This is a genomic window from Pseudomonas petroselini, from assembly GCF_045037875.1.
Lineage (GTDB): Bacteria > Pseudomonadota > Gammaproteobacteria > Pseudomonadales > Pseudomonadaceae > Aquipseudomonas > Aquipseudomonas petroselini.
In genome coordinates this window covers 200,937-213,589 of record NZ_CP173614.1, presented here as the reverse complement: position 1 = coordinate 213,589, position 12,653 = coordinate 200,937, and the positions used below count along the sequence as shown (strand labels likewise).

General features: G+C 61.8%; 12 protein-coding genes. 5 read left to right on the top strand and 7 right to left on the bottom strand.

From position 1 onward, the window contains the following. Position 1: 1 nt before the first annotated feature. Positions 2–766 carry a malonate transporter subunit MadM gene (madM, locus tag ACI512_RS01060; protein ID WP_026067508.1) on the top strand — a complete coding sequence of 255 codons (765 nt, stop codon included), beginning with the start codon at positions 2–4 and terminating at the stop codon, positions 764–766. Here madM and ACI512_RS01055 read toward each other — a convergent pair. Then, the gene (locus ACI512_RS01055; RefSeq protein ID WP_064054308.1) at positions 763–1,677 is read right to left on the bottom strand and encodes a LysR substrate-binding domain-containing protein; all 915 of its coding nucleotides are present in this window, start codon (positions 1,675–1,677) and stop codon (positions 763–765) included. The two genes, madM and ACI512_RS01055, sit on opposite strands and share 4 nt — an antisense overlap. Positions 1,678–1,822: 145 nt before the next feature. On the opposite strand from ACI512_RS01055, the gene ACI512_RS01050 reads away from it, so the two are divergent. Further along, positions 1,823–2,440, top strand: a complete 618-nt coding sequence (locus ACI512_RS01050) for a hemolysin III family protein (RefSeq protein ID WP_015886320.1) — start codon at positions 1,823–1,825, stop codon at positions 2,438–2,440. A 23-nt stretch (positions 2,441–2,463) separates the two neighbouring features. Here ACI512_RS01050 and ACI512_RS01045 read toward each other — a convergent pair whose 3' ends face one another. Continuing rightward, positions 2,464–3,366 (bottom strand): LysR family transcriptional regulator, encoded by a 903-nt coding sequence (locus tag ACI512_RS01045; RefSeq protein WP_405121581.1) that lies wholly within the window; start codon positions 3,364–3,366, stop codon positions 2,464–2,466. Positions 3,367–3,474: 108 nt separating this feature from the next. Here ACI512_RS01045 and ACI512_RS01040 point away from each other — a divergent pair, with 108 nt between their 5' ends. Then, positions 3,475–4,698 (top strand): D-amino acid dehydrogenase, encoded by a 1,224-nt coding sequence (locus tag ACI512_RS01040; protein ID WP_405121580.1) that lies wholly within the window; start codon positions 3,475–3,477, stop codon positions 4,696–4,698. A gap of 19 nt (positions 4,699–4,717) precedes the next feature. Here the strand turns inward: ACI512_RS01040 and ACI512_RS01035 are convergent, their stop codons facing one another. Both ACI512_RS01035 and ACI512_RS01030 read right to left on the bottom strand, forming a co-directional pair. Further along, entirely contained in the window at positions 4,718–5,437 is a 720-nt protein-coding gene (locus ACI512_RS01035) for a 16S rRNA (uracil(1498)-N(3))-methyltransferase (protein WP_231809839.1), read from the bottom strand. 50 nt (positions 5,438–5,487) lie between these two features. Continuing rightward, positions 5,488–6,894 (bottom strand): adenosylmethionine--8-amino-7-oxononanoate transaminase, encoded by a 1,407-nt coding sequence (locus ACI512_RS01030; RefSeq protein WP_015886314.1) that lies wholly within the window; start codon positions 6,892–6,894, stop codon positions 5,488–5,490. 273 nt (positions 6,895–7,167) lie between these two features. Between ACI512_RS01030 and ACI512_RS01025 the strand changes: the two genes are divergently transcribed. Further along, positions 7,168–7,719 (top strand): cytochrome b, encoded by a 552-nt coding sequence (locus ACI512_RS01025; protein WP_015886313.1) that lies wholly within the window; start codon positions 7,168–7,170, stop codon positions 7,717–7,719. Positions 7,720–7,751: 32 nt separating this feature from the next. Next, the gene (locus ACI512_RS01020; protein WP_046034960.1) at positions 7,752–8,330 is read left to right on the top strand and encodes a YceI family protein; all 579 of its coding nucleotides are present in this window, start codon (positions 7,752–7,754) and stop codon (positions 8,328–8,330) included. A 201-nt stretch (positions 8,331–8,531) separates the two neighbouring features. On the opposite strand, the gene ACI512_RS01015 is transcribed toward ACI512_RS01020, so the two are convergent. From ACI512_RS01015 to ACI512_RS01005, 3 genes are all read right to left on the bottom strand, one after another. Next, positions 8,532–10,418 (bottom strand): DEAD/DEAH box helicase, encoded by a 1,887-nt coding sequence (locus ACI512_RS01015; protein WP_250947479.1) that lies wholly within the window; start codon positions 10,416–10,418, stop codon positions 8,532–8,534. A 221-nt stretch (positions 10,419–10,639) separates the two neighbouring features. Continuing rightward, on the bottom strand, positions 10,640–11,431 hold the full coding sequence (locus ACI512_RS01010) for an ABC transporter substrate-binding protein (protein ID WP_236379654.1): 792 nt from the start codon (positions 11,429–11,431) through the stop codon (positions 10,640–10,642). 63 nt (positions 11,432–11,494) lie between these two features. Beyond that, positions 11,495–12,577, bottom strand: a complete 1,083-nt coding sequence (locus tag ACI512_RS01005) for a hypothetical protein (protein WP_236379653.1) — start codon at positions 12,575–12,577, stop codon at positions 11,495–11,497. Positions 12,578–12,653 lie beyond the last annotated feature (76 nt).

The following is a 12,653-nucleotide window of genomic DNA, read 5'->3' as shown; positions in this document are numbered from 1 at the left end:
CATGTACGAATCGATGATGAAAGTGATCACCGGCTATGGCCTGATCAGCGGTTTCGCCGTAATCGGCCTGACCATGTGGGTCTCCTATTGGATTTCCGACACCTTCACCAAGGGCCGCCTGCACGGTTCGGCGATTGCCATCCTGTTGGGGCTGGTACTGTCTTACGTCGGCGGTGCGTTTACCGGTGGTTCAAAAGGTGTGGTGGATATTCCGTTGTTGTCGGGTATTGGCCTGCTGGGCGGGGCGATGTTGCGGGACTTTGCCATTGTCGCGACGGCCTTTGGCGTGAGTGTCGATGAGCTCAAGCGCGCGGGCTATGTCGGGGTACTCGCGTTGTTTGTCGGCGTGGGCTCGTCCTTTGTTGCTGGCGTCGGCGTGGCCATGGCGTTCGGCTACACCGATGCCGTGAGCCTCACCACCATTGGTGCGGGTGCCGTGACCTATATCGTTGGCCCGGTCACCGGAGCGGCGATCGGCGCCAGCTCCGAAGTGATGGCGTTGTCCATCGCGGCCGGGTTGATCAAGGCGATCCTGGTGATGGTGATGACACCTTTCGTTGCGCCCCTGATCGGCCTGAACAACCCGCGCAGTGCGGTGATCTTCGGCGGCTTGATGGGCACCTCCAGCGGCGTGGCCGGCGGGCTGGCGGCCACCGATCCGAAACTGGTGCCGTATGGCTGCCTGACCGCAGCGTTTTATACGGCGTTGGGTTGTTTGCTGGGGCCTTCGCTGCTGTTTCTGCTCATGCGCGGCCTGGTCGGCTAGCCGCTGCGGTTCGCGTACATCCGACACTCGGCCAGCAACGCGAGCAAGTTCGGATCGCGCTCTTTGGCCTTCAAAAACACCACCCCAATATGCTGCTGCAACCGATACCTGGGTTGCAGCGGTATCAACTTCACCCGGTTCTCATACACCGCCGCAATCCTCCCCGGCAACAGCGCGTAACCCACCCCCGAACTGACCATGCTCAGCAGCGTAAAGATGTCATTCACCTGCATCGCCACCTTAGGCTCGAACCCCGCTTGCTTGAACACGCGATTGCCATCCTGGTGCGTGGCGAAGCCTTGGGTGAGGGTGATGAAGGTCGCGTCGCGTACGTCGGCGAGGTCGATTTCGTGTTCGCGGTCGAAGGGCGAGTCGGCCGGGGTGGCGAGGAAGATGTCGTCGGAAAACAGCGCGATCTGCTCGCAATCGGGGTCGTTGGCGTGTTCGTCCAGGGAGATGAGGATCGCGTCCACTTCCATGTTCTTGAGCTTGTAGAGCAGGTCGAAGTTGGAGCCCAGGATCAGGTCGATATTGAGTTCGCTGCGGCGGATCTTCAGGCCCATGATCAGTTGCGGCACGGTCTTCACGGTCAGCGAATACAGTGAGCCCAGTTTGAAGCGCTCGGCGGAGAACCCGGCGGCTTCACGGGTGAGGCGTACGCTGTCGACCACGTCGGCCACCAGTTTCTGCGCGCGCTCTTCCAATACGTAAGCGCTTTCCAGCGGCGTGAGGTTGCGCCCCTCGTGCTTGAACAGCGGGCAGCGCAGGGCGTTTTCCAGGGAGTGGATGGCGCGGTGCACACTGACGTTGCTGGTCTGCAGCTCGGCGGCGGCGCGGGCCAGGTTGCCGGTGCGCATGAACGCCAGGAAGATTTCCAGTTTCTTGAGGGTGAATTCTTCGTCGATCAGCATGGCCATGGGCTCTTGTTCGAATGCGGTCGATTGTGCCCGCAAAACCGTCTGGCGTCCTCGGAACGTCATAACCTGCTTGCACTCTTATGCGCAAGGCTGGACGCTTGCCAGCCAGTGTTTAACGGTTACAGGAGGTCAGTGACAGATGTATCACGGGGAACGGTTCAACGCCTGGAGCCATTTGCTCGGTGCAGTCGCGGCGTGTATTGGCGCCGTGTGGATGTTGGTGGTGGCGAGCCTGGATGGCAGCCCCTGGAAGATCGTCAGTGTGGCGATTTATGGCTTTACGCTGATGGTGCTGTACAGCGCGTCGACGGTTTACCACAGCGTGCAGGGGCGGCGAAAAGAGATCATGCAGAAGGTCGATCACTTTTCGATCTACCTGTTGATCGCCGGCAGTTACACGCCGTTTTGCCTGGTGACGTTACGCGGGCCATGGGGCTGGACGTTGTTCGGGATTGTGTGGGGGCTGGCGGTGATCGGCATCCTGCAGGAGATCAAGCCGCGCTCCGAGGCGCGCATCCTGTCGATCGTGATCTACGCGGTGATGGGTTGGATCGTGCTGGTGGCGGTCAAGCCGCTGATCGCCGCACTGGGCATGGCGGGGTTTGTATGGCTCGCATCGGGTGGGGTGTTGTACACCGTCGGCATCATCTTTTTTGCCCTGGAGGACCGCCTGCGGCATTCCCATGGGATCTGGCATTTGTTTGTGATTGGCGGGAGCCTGCTGCACTTTGTGGCGATCATGCATTACGTGCTGTGACCCTGTAGATCATCGGTATTCTGTTAGAGCCGCTCCAATAACGCCCGGGCACGGTGGCCGAAGATTTTCAGCAGATTAGCCAGCATATGCGGCGGCGGTTCATCGGCGCGGGTCAGGGCGTACAGCGTGATCGGCAGCGGCGGGGTGAGCGTGCGGATGCAGGTGGTGGCGGTCGAAGCACCCAGGGCGGTGAAGGGGTCGATCACCGTCAGGCCGGCGCCGGATTCCACCATCGCACGGGCCAGCGAGTAGGTTTGCACCGAGATCGTCACCCTTGGCGGCGGGTCGACGTGTTCCAGGTAACTGTCGAGTTTAGCCGCCAGCGGGTCGGCGCTGGAAAGACCTATCAGCGGCGTACCCGCCAGGTCAGCCAGGGGCAGTGGGCTGCTCAACTCGGCATCAGGCCAATAGCCTTTGGACGCCAATGCCACCAACACGCCGTTGGCCAGCACTTGCGTGGTCAGCCCTGGATGACCAGAGAAGTTGAGCGTCAGCGCCAGGTCAATCTCACGCATCAGCAGCTTCTGTACCAGCTCGCGGCTGTGGTCGCTGGACAACTCACAGGCCATGTCCGGGTAATCGCGCTTCCACTCAAGAATAGCGGGCGGCAGCAGCGACAGGGCCAGCGCCGGGATCGCGCCGATGCGCACACTGTGGCCCGGTGCACGGCGCAGGCTCTTGGCCAGGCGGCGTACGCCTTGCAGGCTCTCGGTGACTTTCTCCACTTCGCCTTCCAGCGCCAGGGCTTCCGGCGTGGGCTGCAACTTGCCGCGCACGCGCAGAAACAGCGGGAAGCCCAGCTGCAATTCGGCGTGCTGCAACACCTTGGTCACCGCTGGTTGCGACACATGCAGCAGTTGTGCGGCGGCGCTGACGGAGCCGGTCTGGCGAATGGCCTGGAAAATTTCGATATGACGCAAGCGCATGGCAAGTCCATAACCTTTGTTTATAGGTGACCCATCTTTATTCATTGTCGGCGGCCTGTCACCTGCCCCTAGGCTTGAGGCCTCTTGATTCAACGGCGGGCGGCGGGAATGGTGCACATCATTGGGGGTGGGGTGGTTGGTCTGGCCAGCGCGTATGCGCTGGTGCGTGCGGGCCATGAGGTGACGGTGATCGACGCGTGCGAGACCCTGGGCAGTGAAACCAGTTTTGCCAATGGCGGGCAATTGTCCTATCGCTATGTGGCGCCGCTGGCCGATGCCGGCGTGCCGCTTCAGGCCATCGGTTGGCTGTTGCGCGGTGACTCGCCGTTGAAGCTGCGCCCCCGCTTCGACCCGCAGCAATGGCGCTGGATGACCGCGTTCCTCGGCGCCTGCCGTAGCTCGGTGAACACACGCAATACCGCCCACCTGCTGCGACTTGCCTCCCTGAGCCAGGACACTTTGCAGCAATGGCGCGAGGATGATCACCTGGACGGCTTCGACTGGCGGCGCAACGGCAAACTGGTCACTTTCCGCAACGCCAGTTCCTTTGCGCATGCCCGCAGCAAGGTCACCGATATCCTTCAGCAGCAGGTGCTGTCGGCCGCCGATTGCGCACGCCTGGAGCCGGCGCTGGCGGGCGGTGGTTTTGTCGGCGGGATCTACACGCCGAATGAGGAGGTGGCGGATTGTCATGCCTTCTGCCAGCGCTTGGCGGCGCGGCTTGAAGCGTCCGGCCGCTGCCGCTTTTTGCTGGGGCGCAAGGTCACCGGCATTCGCCACGCTGACGGTGTGGTGCAGGCGATCGAACTGGGCGCAGAGGTGATGCCGGTCGAGCATCTGGTACTGGCGGCCGGGTATCGCAGCGCGGCGTTGGGTGTGCCGCTGCCGCTGTACCCGCTCAAGGGTTACAGCCTCAGTGTGCCGATTGACGCGCAGCACCAGGCGCCGAACGTGAGCATCACCGACTACGACCGCAAGATCGTCTATGCGCGCATCGGCGAACAACTGCGGGTGGCGGCCATGGTGGATATCGTCGGCTTCGACGCCAGCCTTGAACCCAAGCGCCTGGCGCTGATGAAGCGCTATGCCTTGGAGACGTTTCCACTGGCCGGCGATTATGCCCACGCGCGCGAGTGGGCCGGCCTGCGCCCGGCGACCCCGACGGGAGTGCCGATGATTGGCGCCAGCGTCTACCGTAACCTGTGGCTGAACCTGGGGCACGGCGCGCTGGGTTTTACGCTGGCGTGTGGCAGCGGCCAGTTGCTGGCCGAATTGATCGGTCGGCAAACGCCGTCCATCGATATGCAGGGGCTGGCGCCCCTTGCTGCGTGAAGGTCAAATGGCCTGAGCCTTAGAAGTCGCCCCAGAGTTGTTGGGCCACGGCCAGCGCCACCACCGGCGCCGTCTCGGTACGCAAGACGCGCGGGCCGAGGCGGGCGGCGTGGTAGCCGGCACCTTGGGCCGCTTGGACTTCTGCGTCGGTCAACCCACCCTCAGGCCCGATCAAGAAGGCCAGGCTCGAGGGCTTGGCATGGCTGACCAGCGGCTCGGCCACCGGGTGCAGCACCAGCTTCAAATCTGCCTCGGTCTGCTTCAACCAGTCCGCCAGCAACAGCGGTGGGTGAATCAGCGGCACCGTCGAACGCCCGCATTGCTCGCAGGCGCTGATGGCCACCTGGCGCCAGTGCAGCAGGCGTTTGTCGGCGCGTTCATCCTTGAGGCGCACTTCGCAGCGGTCGCTGAAAATCGGCGTGATCGCGTTGACGCCCAGTTCAGTGGCTTTCTGAATCGCCCAATCCATGCGCTCGCCACGGGACAGGCCCTGGCCGAGATGGATATGCAGCGGCGATTCGGCCTGGCCCGCAACGCTTTCGGTGAGTTGCACAGTGACGCGCTTTTTACCGACTTCGAGCAAGCTGCCCAGGAACTCCTGGCCAGAGCCGTCAAACAATTGCACGGCATCGCCTTCGCCCATGCGCAGCACGCGGCTGATGTAATGTGCCTGGGCTTCAGGCAGTTCGTGGTCTCCGAGGCTCAGCGGGGTGTCGGTAAAAAAGCGGGACAGTCTCATTTCTGTTCTCTGAAAAGGTTTTTCAAGCGCGAGCTCTACAGGGGCTGGTATTAGCCCGGATCGCGGAAACCTGGGTGGAAGTCCTTCGGCACCGCCACACTGACCTTGCTGTTGGTGGCGATATCAATGCCCTCGCTGGCGACTTCGGCGAGGAAGTCGATCTGCTCCGGCGTGATCACATACGGCGGCAGGAAATACACCACACTGCCCAGTGGCCGCAACAGCGCACCACGTTCCAGGGCGTGCTCGAATACCTTCAGGCCACGACGTTCCTGCCACGGGTAGGCGGTCTTGGTGGCTTTGTCCTGGACCATCTCGATGGCCAGCACCATGCCAGTCTGGCGCACTTCCGACACATGCGGGTGGTCCACCAGGTGCGCGGTGGCCGTGGCCATGCGTTGGGCCAGGGCCTTGTTGTTTTCGATGACGTTGTCTTCTTCGAAGATATCCAGGGTCGCCAACGCGGCCGCACATGCCAGCGGGTTGCCGGTGTAGCTGTGGGAGTGCAGGAAGGCACGCAGGGTCGGGTAGTCGTCGTAAAAGGCGTCGTAGACGTCATCGGTGGTGACCACGGCCGCCAGTGGCAGGTAGCCGCCGGTCAGGGCCTTGGACAGGCACAGGAAGTCCGGGCGGATACCCGCCTGTTCACAGGCGAACATGCTGCCGGTGCGGCCGAAGCCTACGGCGATTTCGTCGTGGATCAGGTGCACGCCGTAGCGGTCGCAGGCCTCGCGCAGCAGCTTGAGGTACACCGGGTGGTACATGCGCATGCCGCCGGCGCCCTGGATCAGCGGTTCGACGATCACGGCGGCGACGGTGTCGTGGTTTTCGGCCAGGGTCTGTTCCATGGCCAGGAACATCGTGCGCGAATGGTCTTCCCAGCTCATGCCCTCGGGGCGCAGGTAGCAGTCCGGGCTTGGCACTTTGATGGTGTCCAGCAGCAGCGCCTTGTAGGTCTCGGTAAACAGCGGCACGTCGCCCACCGACATCGCGGCGATGGTTTCGCCGTGGTAGCTGTTGGTCAGGGTGACGAAACGCTTTTTGTTCGGCAGGCCGCGGTTGAGCCAATAGTGGAAGCTCATTTTCAGCGCGACTTCGATGCACGACGAACCGTTATCGGCATAGAAGCAGCGGGTCAGGCCTTCGGGTGTCATTTGCACCAAGCGCTCGGACAGTTCGATCACCGGTTGATGGCTGAAACCGGCGAGGATCACATGTTCCAGTTGGTCGACCTGGTCCTTGATGCGCTGGTTGATGCGCGGGTTGGCATGGCCAAACACGTTGACCCACCAGGAACTCACGGCGTCGAGGTAGCGCTTGCCTTCGAAGTCTTCCAGCCACACGCCTTCGCCGCGCTTGATCGGGATCAGCGGCAGTTGCTGGTGGTCTTTCATCTGGGTGCAGGGATGCCACAGCACCGCGAGGTCGCGTTGCATCCACTGGTTGTTCAAGCCCATCGGTTCTCTCCTCGAAGCGGTCCTGCGGCGAGCGCAGGTAAAACAATCGCGCAAGCCTATGCAATGGTGGCGCGTGTCACAACCTATTGTGAGGGAATTCGCGGTAAACACAGGACGGTCTGTCACGTTTCTTAGGAATAGTCCTTAATCCTTGGTTAACTTATTGTGCATAGGCTCTTGATCGTATTTCTCGATATTTCAAAGCGAAATTTTCCGCTTTAATTCGATAGGTAAATCGCTAGTCTTGGGCGCAGCTCTTACGGGATTTGGGACATGCAGCTACGTAATTCTTCGGCCCGCTATGGTTGGGTCAGTATTGTTTTGCATTGGGGCGTGGCCCTGGTGGTGTTCAGCTTGTTCGCCCTGGGCTTGTGGATGGTCGGCCTCGACTACTACAGCGCCTGGCGCAAAGACGCGCCGGACCTGCACAAGAGCATTGGCATCACGCTGTTCGCCATCATGCTGGTGCGTATCGTCTGGCGCCTGGTAAGCCCGCCGCCACCACCGCTGGCCAGCTACAGCCGCCTGACCCGTATCGGTGCGGCGTTCGGCCACGCGTTCCTGTATCTGGGGCTGTTCGCCGTGATGATCGCCGGTTACCTGATTTCCACCGCAGACGGTGTCGGTATCCCGGTGTTTGGCTTGTTTGAAATTCCTGCCGTGGTTTCCGGTCTACCGGACCAGGCAGACACTGCGGGCGTGGTGCACTTGTACCTCGCTTGGGTGTTGGTGGTCTTTGCCGGCTTGCACGGCGTGGCTGCGTTGAAACACCACTTTATTGATCGTGATGTGACCCTTACGCGAATGCTGGGGCGCAAAGCCTGATGTTCAACCTCGACTCACAAGGAATAGAAAGCATGTTGAAAAAGACTCTCGCTGCTCTGGCCATCGGTACTGCCCTGCTGTCTGCAGGTCAGGTGATGGCGGCTGACTACAAGATCGACAAAGAAGGCCAGCACGCCTTCATCGACTGGAAAATCAGCCACCTGGGCTACAGCTACATCCACGGTACCTTCAAGGACTGGGATGGTACGTTCAGCTGGGATGCCGCTAAGCCGGAAGCCAGCAAAATCGCGGTCGACGTGAAAACCGCCAGCCTGTGGTCCAATCACGCAGAGCGTGACAAGCACATCGCCAGCAAAGACTTCCTGGACGTTGCCAAGTTCGCCGACGCCAAGTTCGTGTCCACCGCCGTTAAATCTACCGGCGAGAAAACCGCTGACGTAACGGGCGACCTGACCTTTCACGGCGTGACCAAGCCTGTGACCTTCAAGGCGACCTTCAATGGTGAAGGCAAGGATCCATGGGGCGGCGAACGTGCTGGCTTCAACGCCAAGACCACCGTCAACCTGAACGACTTCGGCATCAAAGGCCCAGGCCCGTCCTCGCAGACCGTGGACCTGGACATCTCGCTGGAAGGCGTCAAGCAGAAGTAATGTCTGGCTTGGCAATGCGGTCCTTGTGGGAGAGGGCTTGCCCTCGATAGCGGTGTGTCAGTTAAAAGTAGGTCAGCTGACACTCAGCTATCGGGGGCAAGTCGAATCGTCGTACCGCCCCTTCCACATCGGATCGTTATTGAGTCCAAAAAAAATGCCCCGCATCGAAAGATACGGGGCATTTTTTATGGGGCTAAAAACTCAGCGGTTGCGAGTCAGCAATGCTGGCTTTTCACCACGAGGACGGCCTGGCAACTGATCCAGTTGCTCGGGTGTCGGGAAGCGATCCGCTTTCGACTCCTTGTGGATGATCTTTGGCGCTGGGCCACCGCGCGGGTTCTGCACGGCCGGTTCGGACAAGCGAGGCTGGTCGTCACGGGCTGGGCGGCGGTTGTTGCTGCGCGAGTCTTCGCGACGGGCTTGGCCGTCACGCGGTGCGCCATTACGCGGGCCGCTGCGCTTGGCCGGTGGAGTGCCGGTGGTGCCGCCGCTGCTGTTGCGTGGGCCGTTCTGGCGAGCGCCTTGTGGCTGACCGCCACGTGGAGCGCCTGCGCCCGCACCTTGTGCAGGCGCGCCGGGACGACGGCCACGGCCTTGGGCCGGCTTGGCCTGAGGCACGTAGTCAACGCGGTTGCCGAAGTTATCCACGTCGTCGTCGAGGAACTCGTCCGGGGCACGGTCAGCGGCGGCACGTGGCGGCTGGCTCGGCTGGCGCTGTTCGCGGGCCGGGGTGCCTTCGCGGGGCTTCTGCTCGCGGGCGGGGCGTTCGCCACGGCCGTTGGTAGGCGCTTTTTCCTTGCCGCCCTTGTCCTTGCCCTTGTCGCGACGACCACCGCCGCCACCGCCGCCGTTCGGGCCATCACCCTTCGGACCGCGTGGGTTGCGTGGGTTGCGCACGTCCGGACGCTCGCGCACTTCAGGCTTCTCAGCCTCTACGGCGCTGGCATCGAAGCCCATCAGGTCGCCGTCGGCGATTTTCTGCTTGGTCATGCGCTCGATGCTTTTCAGCAGTTTTTCTTCGTCCGGTGCAACCAGGGAAATGGCTTCACCCGAACGACCGGCACGGCCGGTACGGCCGATACGGTGCACGTAGTCTTCATCGACGTTTGGCAGCTCGAAGTTGACCACGTGTGGCAGTTGGTCGATATCCAGGCCGCGGGCGGCGATATCGGTGGCCACCAGGATGCGCACGGAACCGGCCTTGAAGTCGGCCAGGGCTTTGGTGCGCGCGTTCTGGCTTTTGTTACCGTGGATGGCGACAGCGGTGAGGCCGTGCTTGTCCAGGTACTCGGCCAGACGGTTGGCGCCGTGCTTGGTACGGGTGAACACCAACACCTGTTCCCACGCGCCGGCGGTGATCAGGTGGGCCAGCAGCGAACGCTTGTGGCTGGCGGCCAGGCGGAAGACGCGTTGCTCGATACGCTCGACCGTGGTGTTCGGCGGCGTGACTTCAATGCGCTCAGGGTTGTGCAGCAGCTTGCCGGCCAGGGCAGTGATGTCCTGGGAGAACGTTGCCGAGAACAGCAGATTCTGACGTTTGGCCGGCAGGCGGGCGAGGACCTTTTTCACGTCATGGACAAAGCCCATGTCGAGCATGCGGTCGGCTTCGTCCAGCACGAGGATTTCCACGTGGGACAAATCGACGCTGCCTTGGCCGCACAGGTCGAGCAAACGACCGGGGCACGCCACCAGCACGTCCACACCACGGGACATGGCCTGAACCTGTGGGTTCATGCCGACGCCGCCGAAGATGCAGGCACTGACGAACTTCAGGTCGCGGGCATACAGCTTGAAGCTGTCGTGCACCTGGGCGGCGAGTTCGCGGGTTGGGGTCAGGACCAATACGCGCGGTTGGCGCGGGCCGTGACGCTGGGATTTGTCCGGGTGACCGTTGGGAAACAACCGCTCCAGAATCGGGAGGGCGAAACCGCCGGTTTTACCAGTACCTGTCTGAGCCGCAACCATCAGGTCGCGACCTTGCAACACGGCGGGAATGGCCCGCTGTTGCACCGGAGTAGGCTCGGTATAGCCCGCTGCCTCGATGGCGCGGACTAAAGCCTCGGAGAGACCGAGGGAAGCAAAGGACATGAGTAATCCTGTTTTAGTTAGGGCTTGGCCCAAAGGGATAATCTTGCCGGGCGTGAATGGCGCTTAGGGGAGCGCAACCCCGTCCGGTCCTGCTGCGTCTGGCGGGCACTCCACCGGCTCGCGCGGGCTGAAAGCTGCGCTGTAGCGGGGTTGGGTGCCTTTTTCAAGACCTCAGCGGCCGGGCGTGAGCCTGGCGGAAAGGCCGGAGTATAACAGAGCAATCACGGTACGCTGCTTTCCTGCTGCTCAACGGTGTGTCCAACCCCCGTAATTGCTTGGATTCCACCATATTTGACGCTCAAAGCGGTGTACGCAGGTTCTTGTTTGAAGCGTTTGAGCTCGGCGGCAAAGCGTTGTACCAGCAGATCCATGCCCGCGCCACGGCGCACCGCAAGGAACTGCGGCTGGTGGCTGACCACAGCCGGCGCCTGGCTGACCTTGCCCTCCAGGCCCAGTGCCTTGATCACATGTTGGCCTACCCGGCGGTCGGTGATCACCAAATCGATGCGTCCCAACATTAATTTGCCGAAGTTGGCCTCATGGCTGGGGGCTGCTTCGCGGTTGAACAGGGTGGAGTCGCTGAATGCTGCGCCGTACAAGTAACCCGGCGACGTGCCAACGGTCAGGTCGCGCAGGTCTTCGAGGCCCTGGACAGGGTGGGGGCGATCATTGGCATAGAAGAGCACGAAATTCACTTCCGACAGCGGTTCGCTGGGGTATAGAAGCACGGCGTCGCGCTCGTGGCTGTGGAAAATGTCCAGCGCCCCGTCGGCATGGCCTTGGTCGAGCATGGCCAGGCAGCGCTTCCAAGGCAGGAATTGCCATTGCACCTCAATACCCAGGCGCTGGAACACGATCACCGTGGTTTCGTAGTCCAGCCCGCGCATCGTGCCGTTGTCGTCGTACACATAAGGCGCCCATGGCTCGGTGACAATGCGCAATTTCTCGCCATAAGCTGCCAGGCTCAGGCAAGTAAAGAGGGCAGCAGTCAGCAACTTCAGAATGACAGGCATGCCCTGAGGTTACGACGCTCCTGCCTTAAAGAGAAGCTCTGGCACGCGCATCCGCGGGCGGGGCTATTTGGCGGGTGAGGTCATCAAGTGTTCGTAGATCGCGGTGCGCCGCTCGCCGAGAATCAGGCGTACCACGGGGTTGGCGAACCAGTGTTCCAACTGATGCGCGTCAAGCGGGCGCTTTTGACGCTCCTCTTGGTTCTGTCGGGCTTTGTCCCACCAAACCGGGCCACACGCCTGATCGAATTCGTTCTCGTGCTCGTAGCAGCCGTAGAGGATTTCGCGGATGAACTGCTGCTGGTGCTTGGGTAACAGCAGTGTGATCAGCTTGTAGAGCAAGCGCTGCGGGCGGGGAGGGCGCGGCAGGTGCGAGGAGACCTGGCGGGTGTCGGCCAGTGCCAATGCGCTGGTAGGGGCGGCCGCATGCTTGGCGATCCAGGCCTTGACCTTGGCGCGAAACAGTTGCTTGCGACTCCAGTAATGATGGATCAGGTCGGGGCACTCGCGCACGTTGACACTGCGATAAGCGGCAATCGACAGGCAGAACTCTTCGAGGGTGTAGGCTCCCTCGGCATAGGGAAACAGTTCGTCCATCAACGCGATGGAGCGGTCGAGGATGTGTGCGTCCTGCTGCGTCAGGCCCATGACCCCGGAATTGAGGGTCATCATGTCATCGTCGGCGACGCCCATGTCCAGCAGGCGCTGGCGCAGCGCGGTGTACAGAATACTTTCGGGGTTGTCGCCGTACCGGGTGTAGAAGGCGTTGCACAGCAGGGTGCCGGGTTGCACGCGCTCGAACAGGTCCATCGGTGAATGATGGAAGAACGTGTCGGTGTCGATCAGCATGGCCACCGGCGACTCTGCCAGCACTTGGCGCAGCACCACATGTTTGGTGCGGAAGTGATAGCTGTGGGGCTCGCTCCAGCGTTTGCGAGTGGCTTCGTCCAGCGGGCGCACGCGCACCGGCAAAAGGCGATAGGGCTCGGGGTTATCGCTGAATACCTGGATATCCACGGCGGCGTCCGGGGTGTCGTTCAGGAAGGCCAGCGCGCTGGCGATGCTGAACACCGCTTCCTGGTGGTAGGTCTCGGAGCCGAAGACCAGGTAGACCAGTTGCGGGCGGGAAGTCGTGGACACTGTATTCATGGACTGCTGGGTTCCGTGGGCATGTAAAACGACAAAGGCCCTCGTCGAGACGAGGGCCTTGGCACAGCCGGACAAG

What these genes read in the sequence shown, in the direction of transcription:
- ACI512_RS01030 (WP_015886314.1), bottom strand. Translation starts at nt 6,894, where the DNA reads ATGGGCTTGAACAACCAGTGGATGCAACGCGACCTCGCGGTGCTGTGG.
- ACI512_RS01020 (WP_046034960.1), top strand. Translation starts at nt 7,752, where the DNA reads ATGTTGAAAAAGACTCTCGCTGCTCTGGCCATCGGTACTGCCCTGCTG.
- ACI512_RS01050 (WP_015886320.1), top strand. Translation starts at nt 1,823, where the DNA reads ATGTATCACGGGGAACGGTTCAACGCCTGGAGCCATTTGCTCGGTGCA.
- ACI512_RS01010 (WP_236379654.1), bottom strand. Translation starts at nt 11,431, where the DNA reads ATGCCTGTCATTCTGAAGTTGCTGACTGCTGCCCTCTTTACTTGCCTG.
- ACI512_RS01025 (WP_015886313.1), top strand. Translation starts at nt 7,168, where the DNA reads ATGCAGCTACGTAATTCTTCGGCCCGCTATGGTTGGGTCAGTATTGTT.
- ACI512_RS01055 (WP_064054308.1), bottom strand. Translation starts at nt 1,677, where the DNA reads ATGCTGATCGACGAAGAATTCACCCTCAAGAAACTGGAAATCTTCCTG.
- ACI512_RS01040 (WP_405121580.1), top strand. Translation starts at nt 3,475, where the DNA reads ATGGTGCACATCATTGGGGGTGGGGTGGTTGGTCTGGCCAGCGCGTAT.
- madM (WP_026067508.1), top strand. Translation starts at nt 2, where the DNA reads ATGTACGAATCGATGATGAAAGTGATCACCGGCTATGGCCTGATCAGC.
- ACI512_RS01045 (WP_405121581.1), bottom strand. Translation starts at nt 3,366, where the DNA reads ATGCGCTTGCGTCATATCGAAATTTTCCAGGCCATTCGCCAGACCGGC.
- ACI512_RS01005 (WP_236379653.1), bottom strand. Translation starts at nt 12,577, where the DNA reads ATGAATACAGTGTCCACGACTTCCCGCCCGCAACTGGTCTACCTGGTC.
- ACI512_RS01015 (WP_250947479.1), bottom strand. Translation starts at nt 10,418, where the DNA reads ATGTCCTTTGCTTCCCTCGGTCTCTCCGAGGCTTTAGTCCGCGCCATC.
- ACI512_RS01035 (WP_231809839.1), bottom strand. Translation starts at nt 5,437, where the DNA reads ATGAGACTGTCCCGCTTTTTTACCGACACCCCGCTGAGCCTCGGAGAC.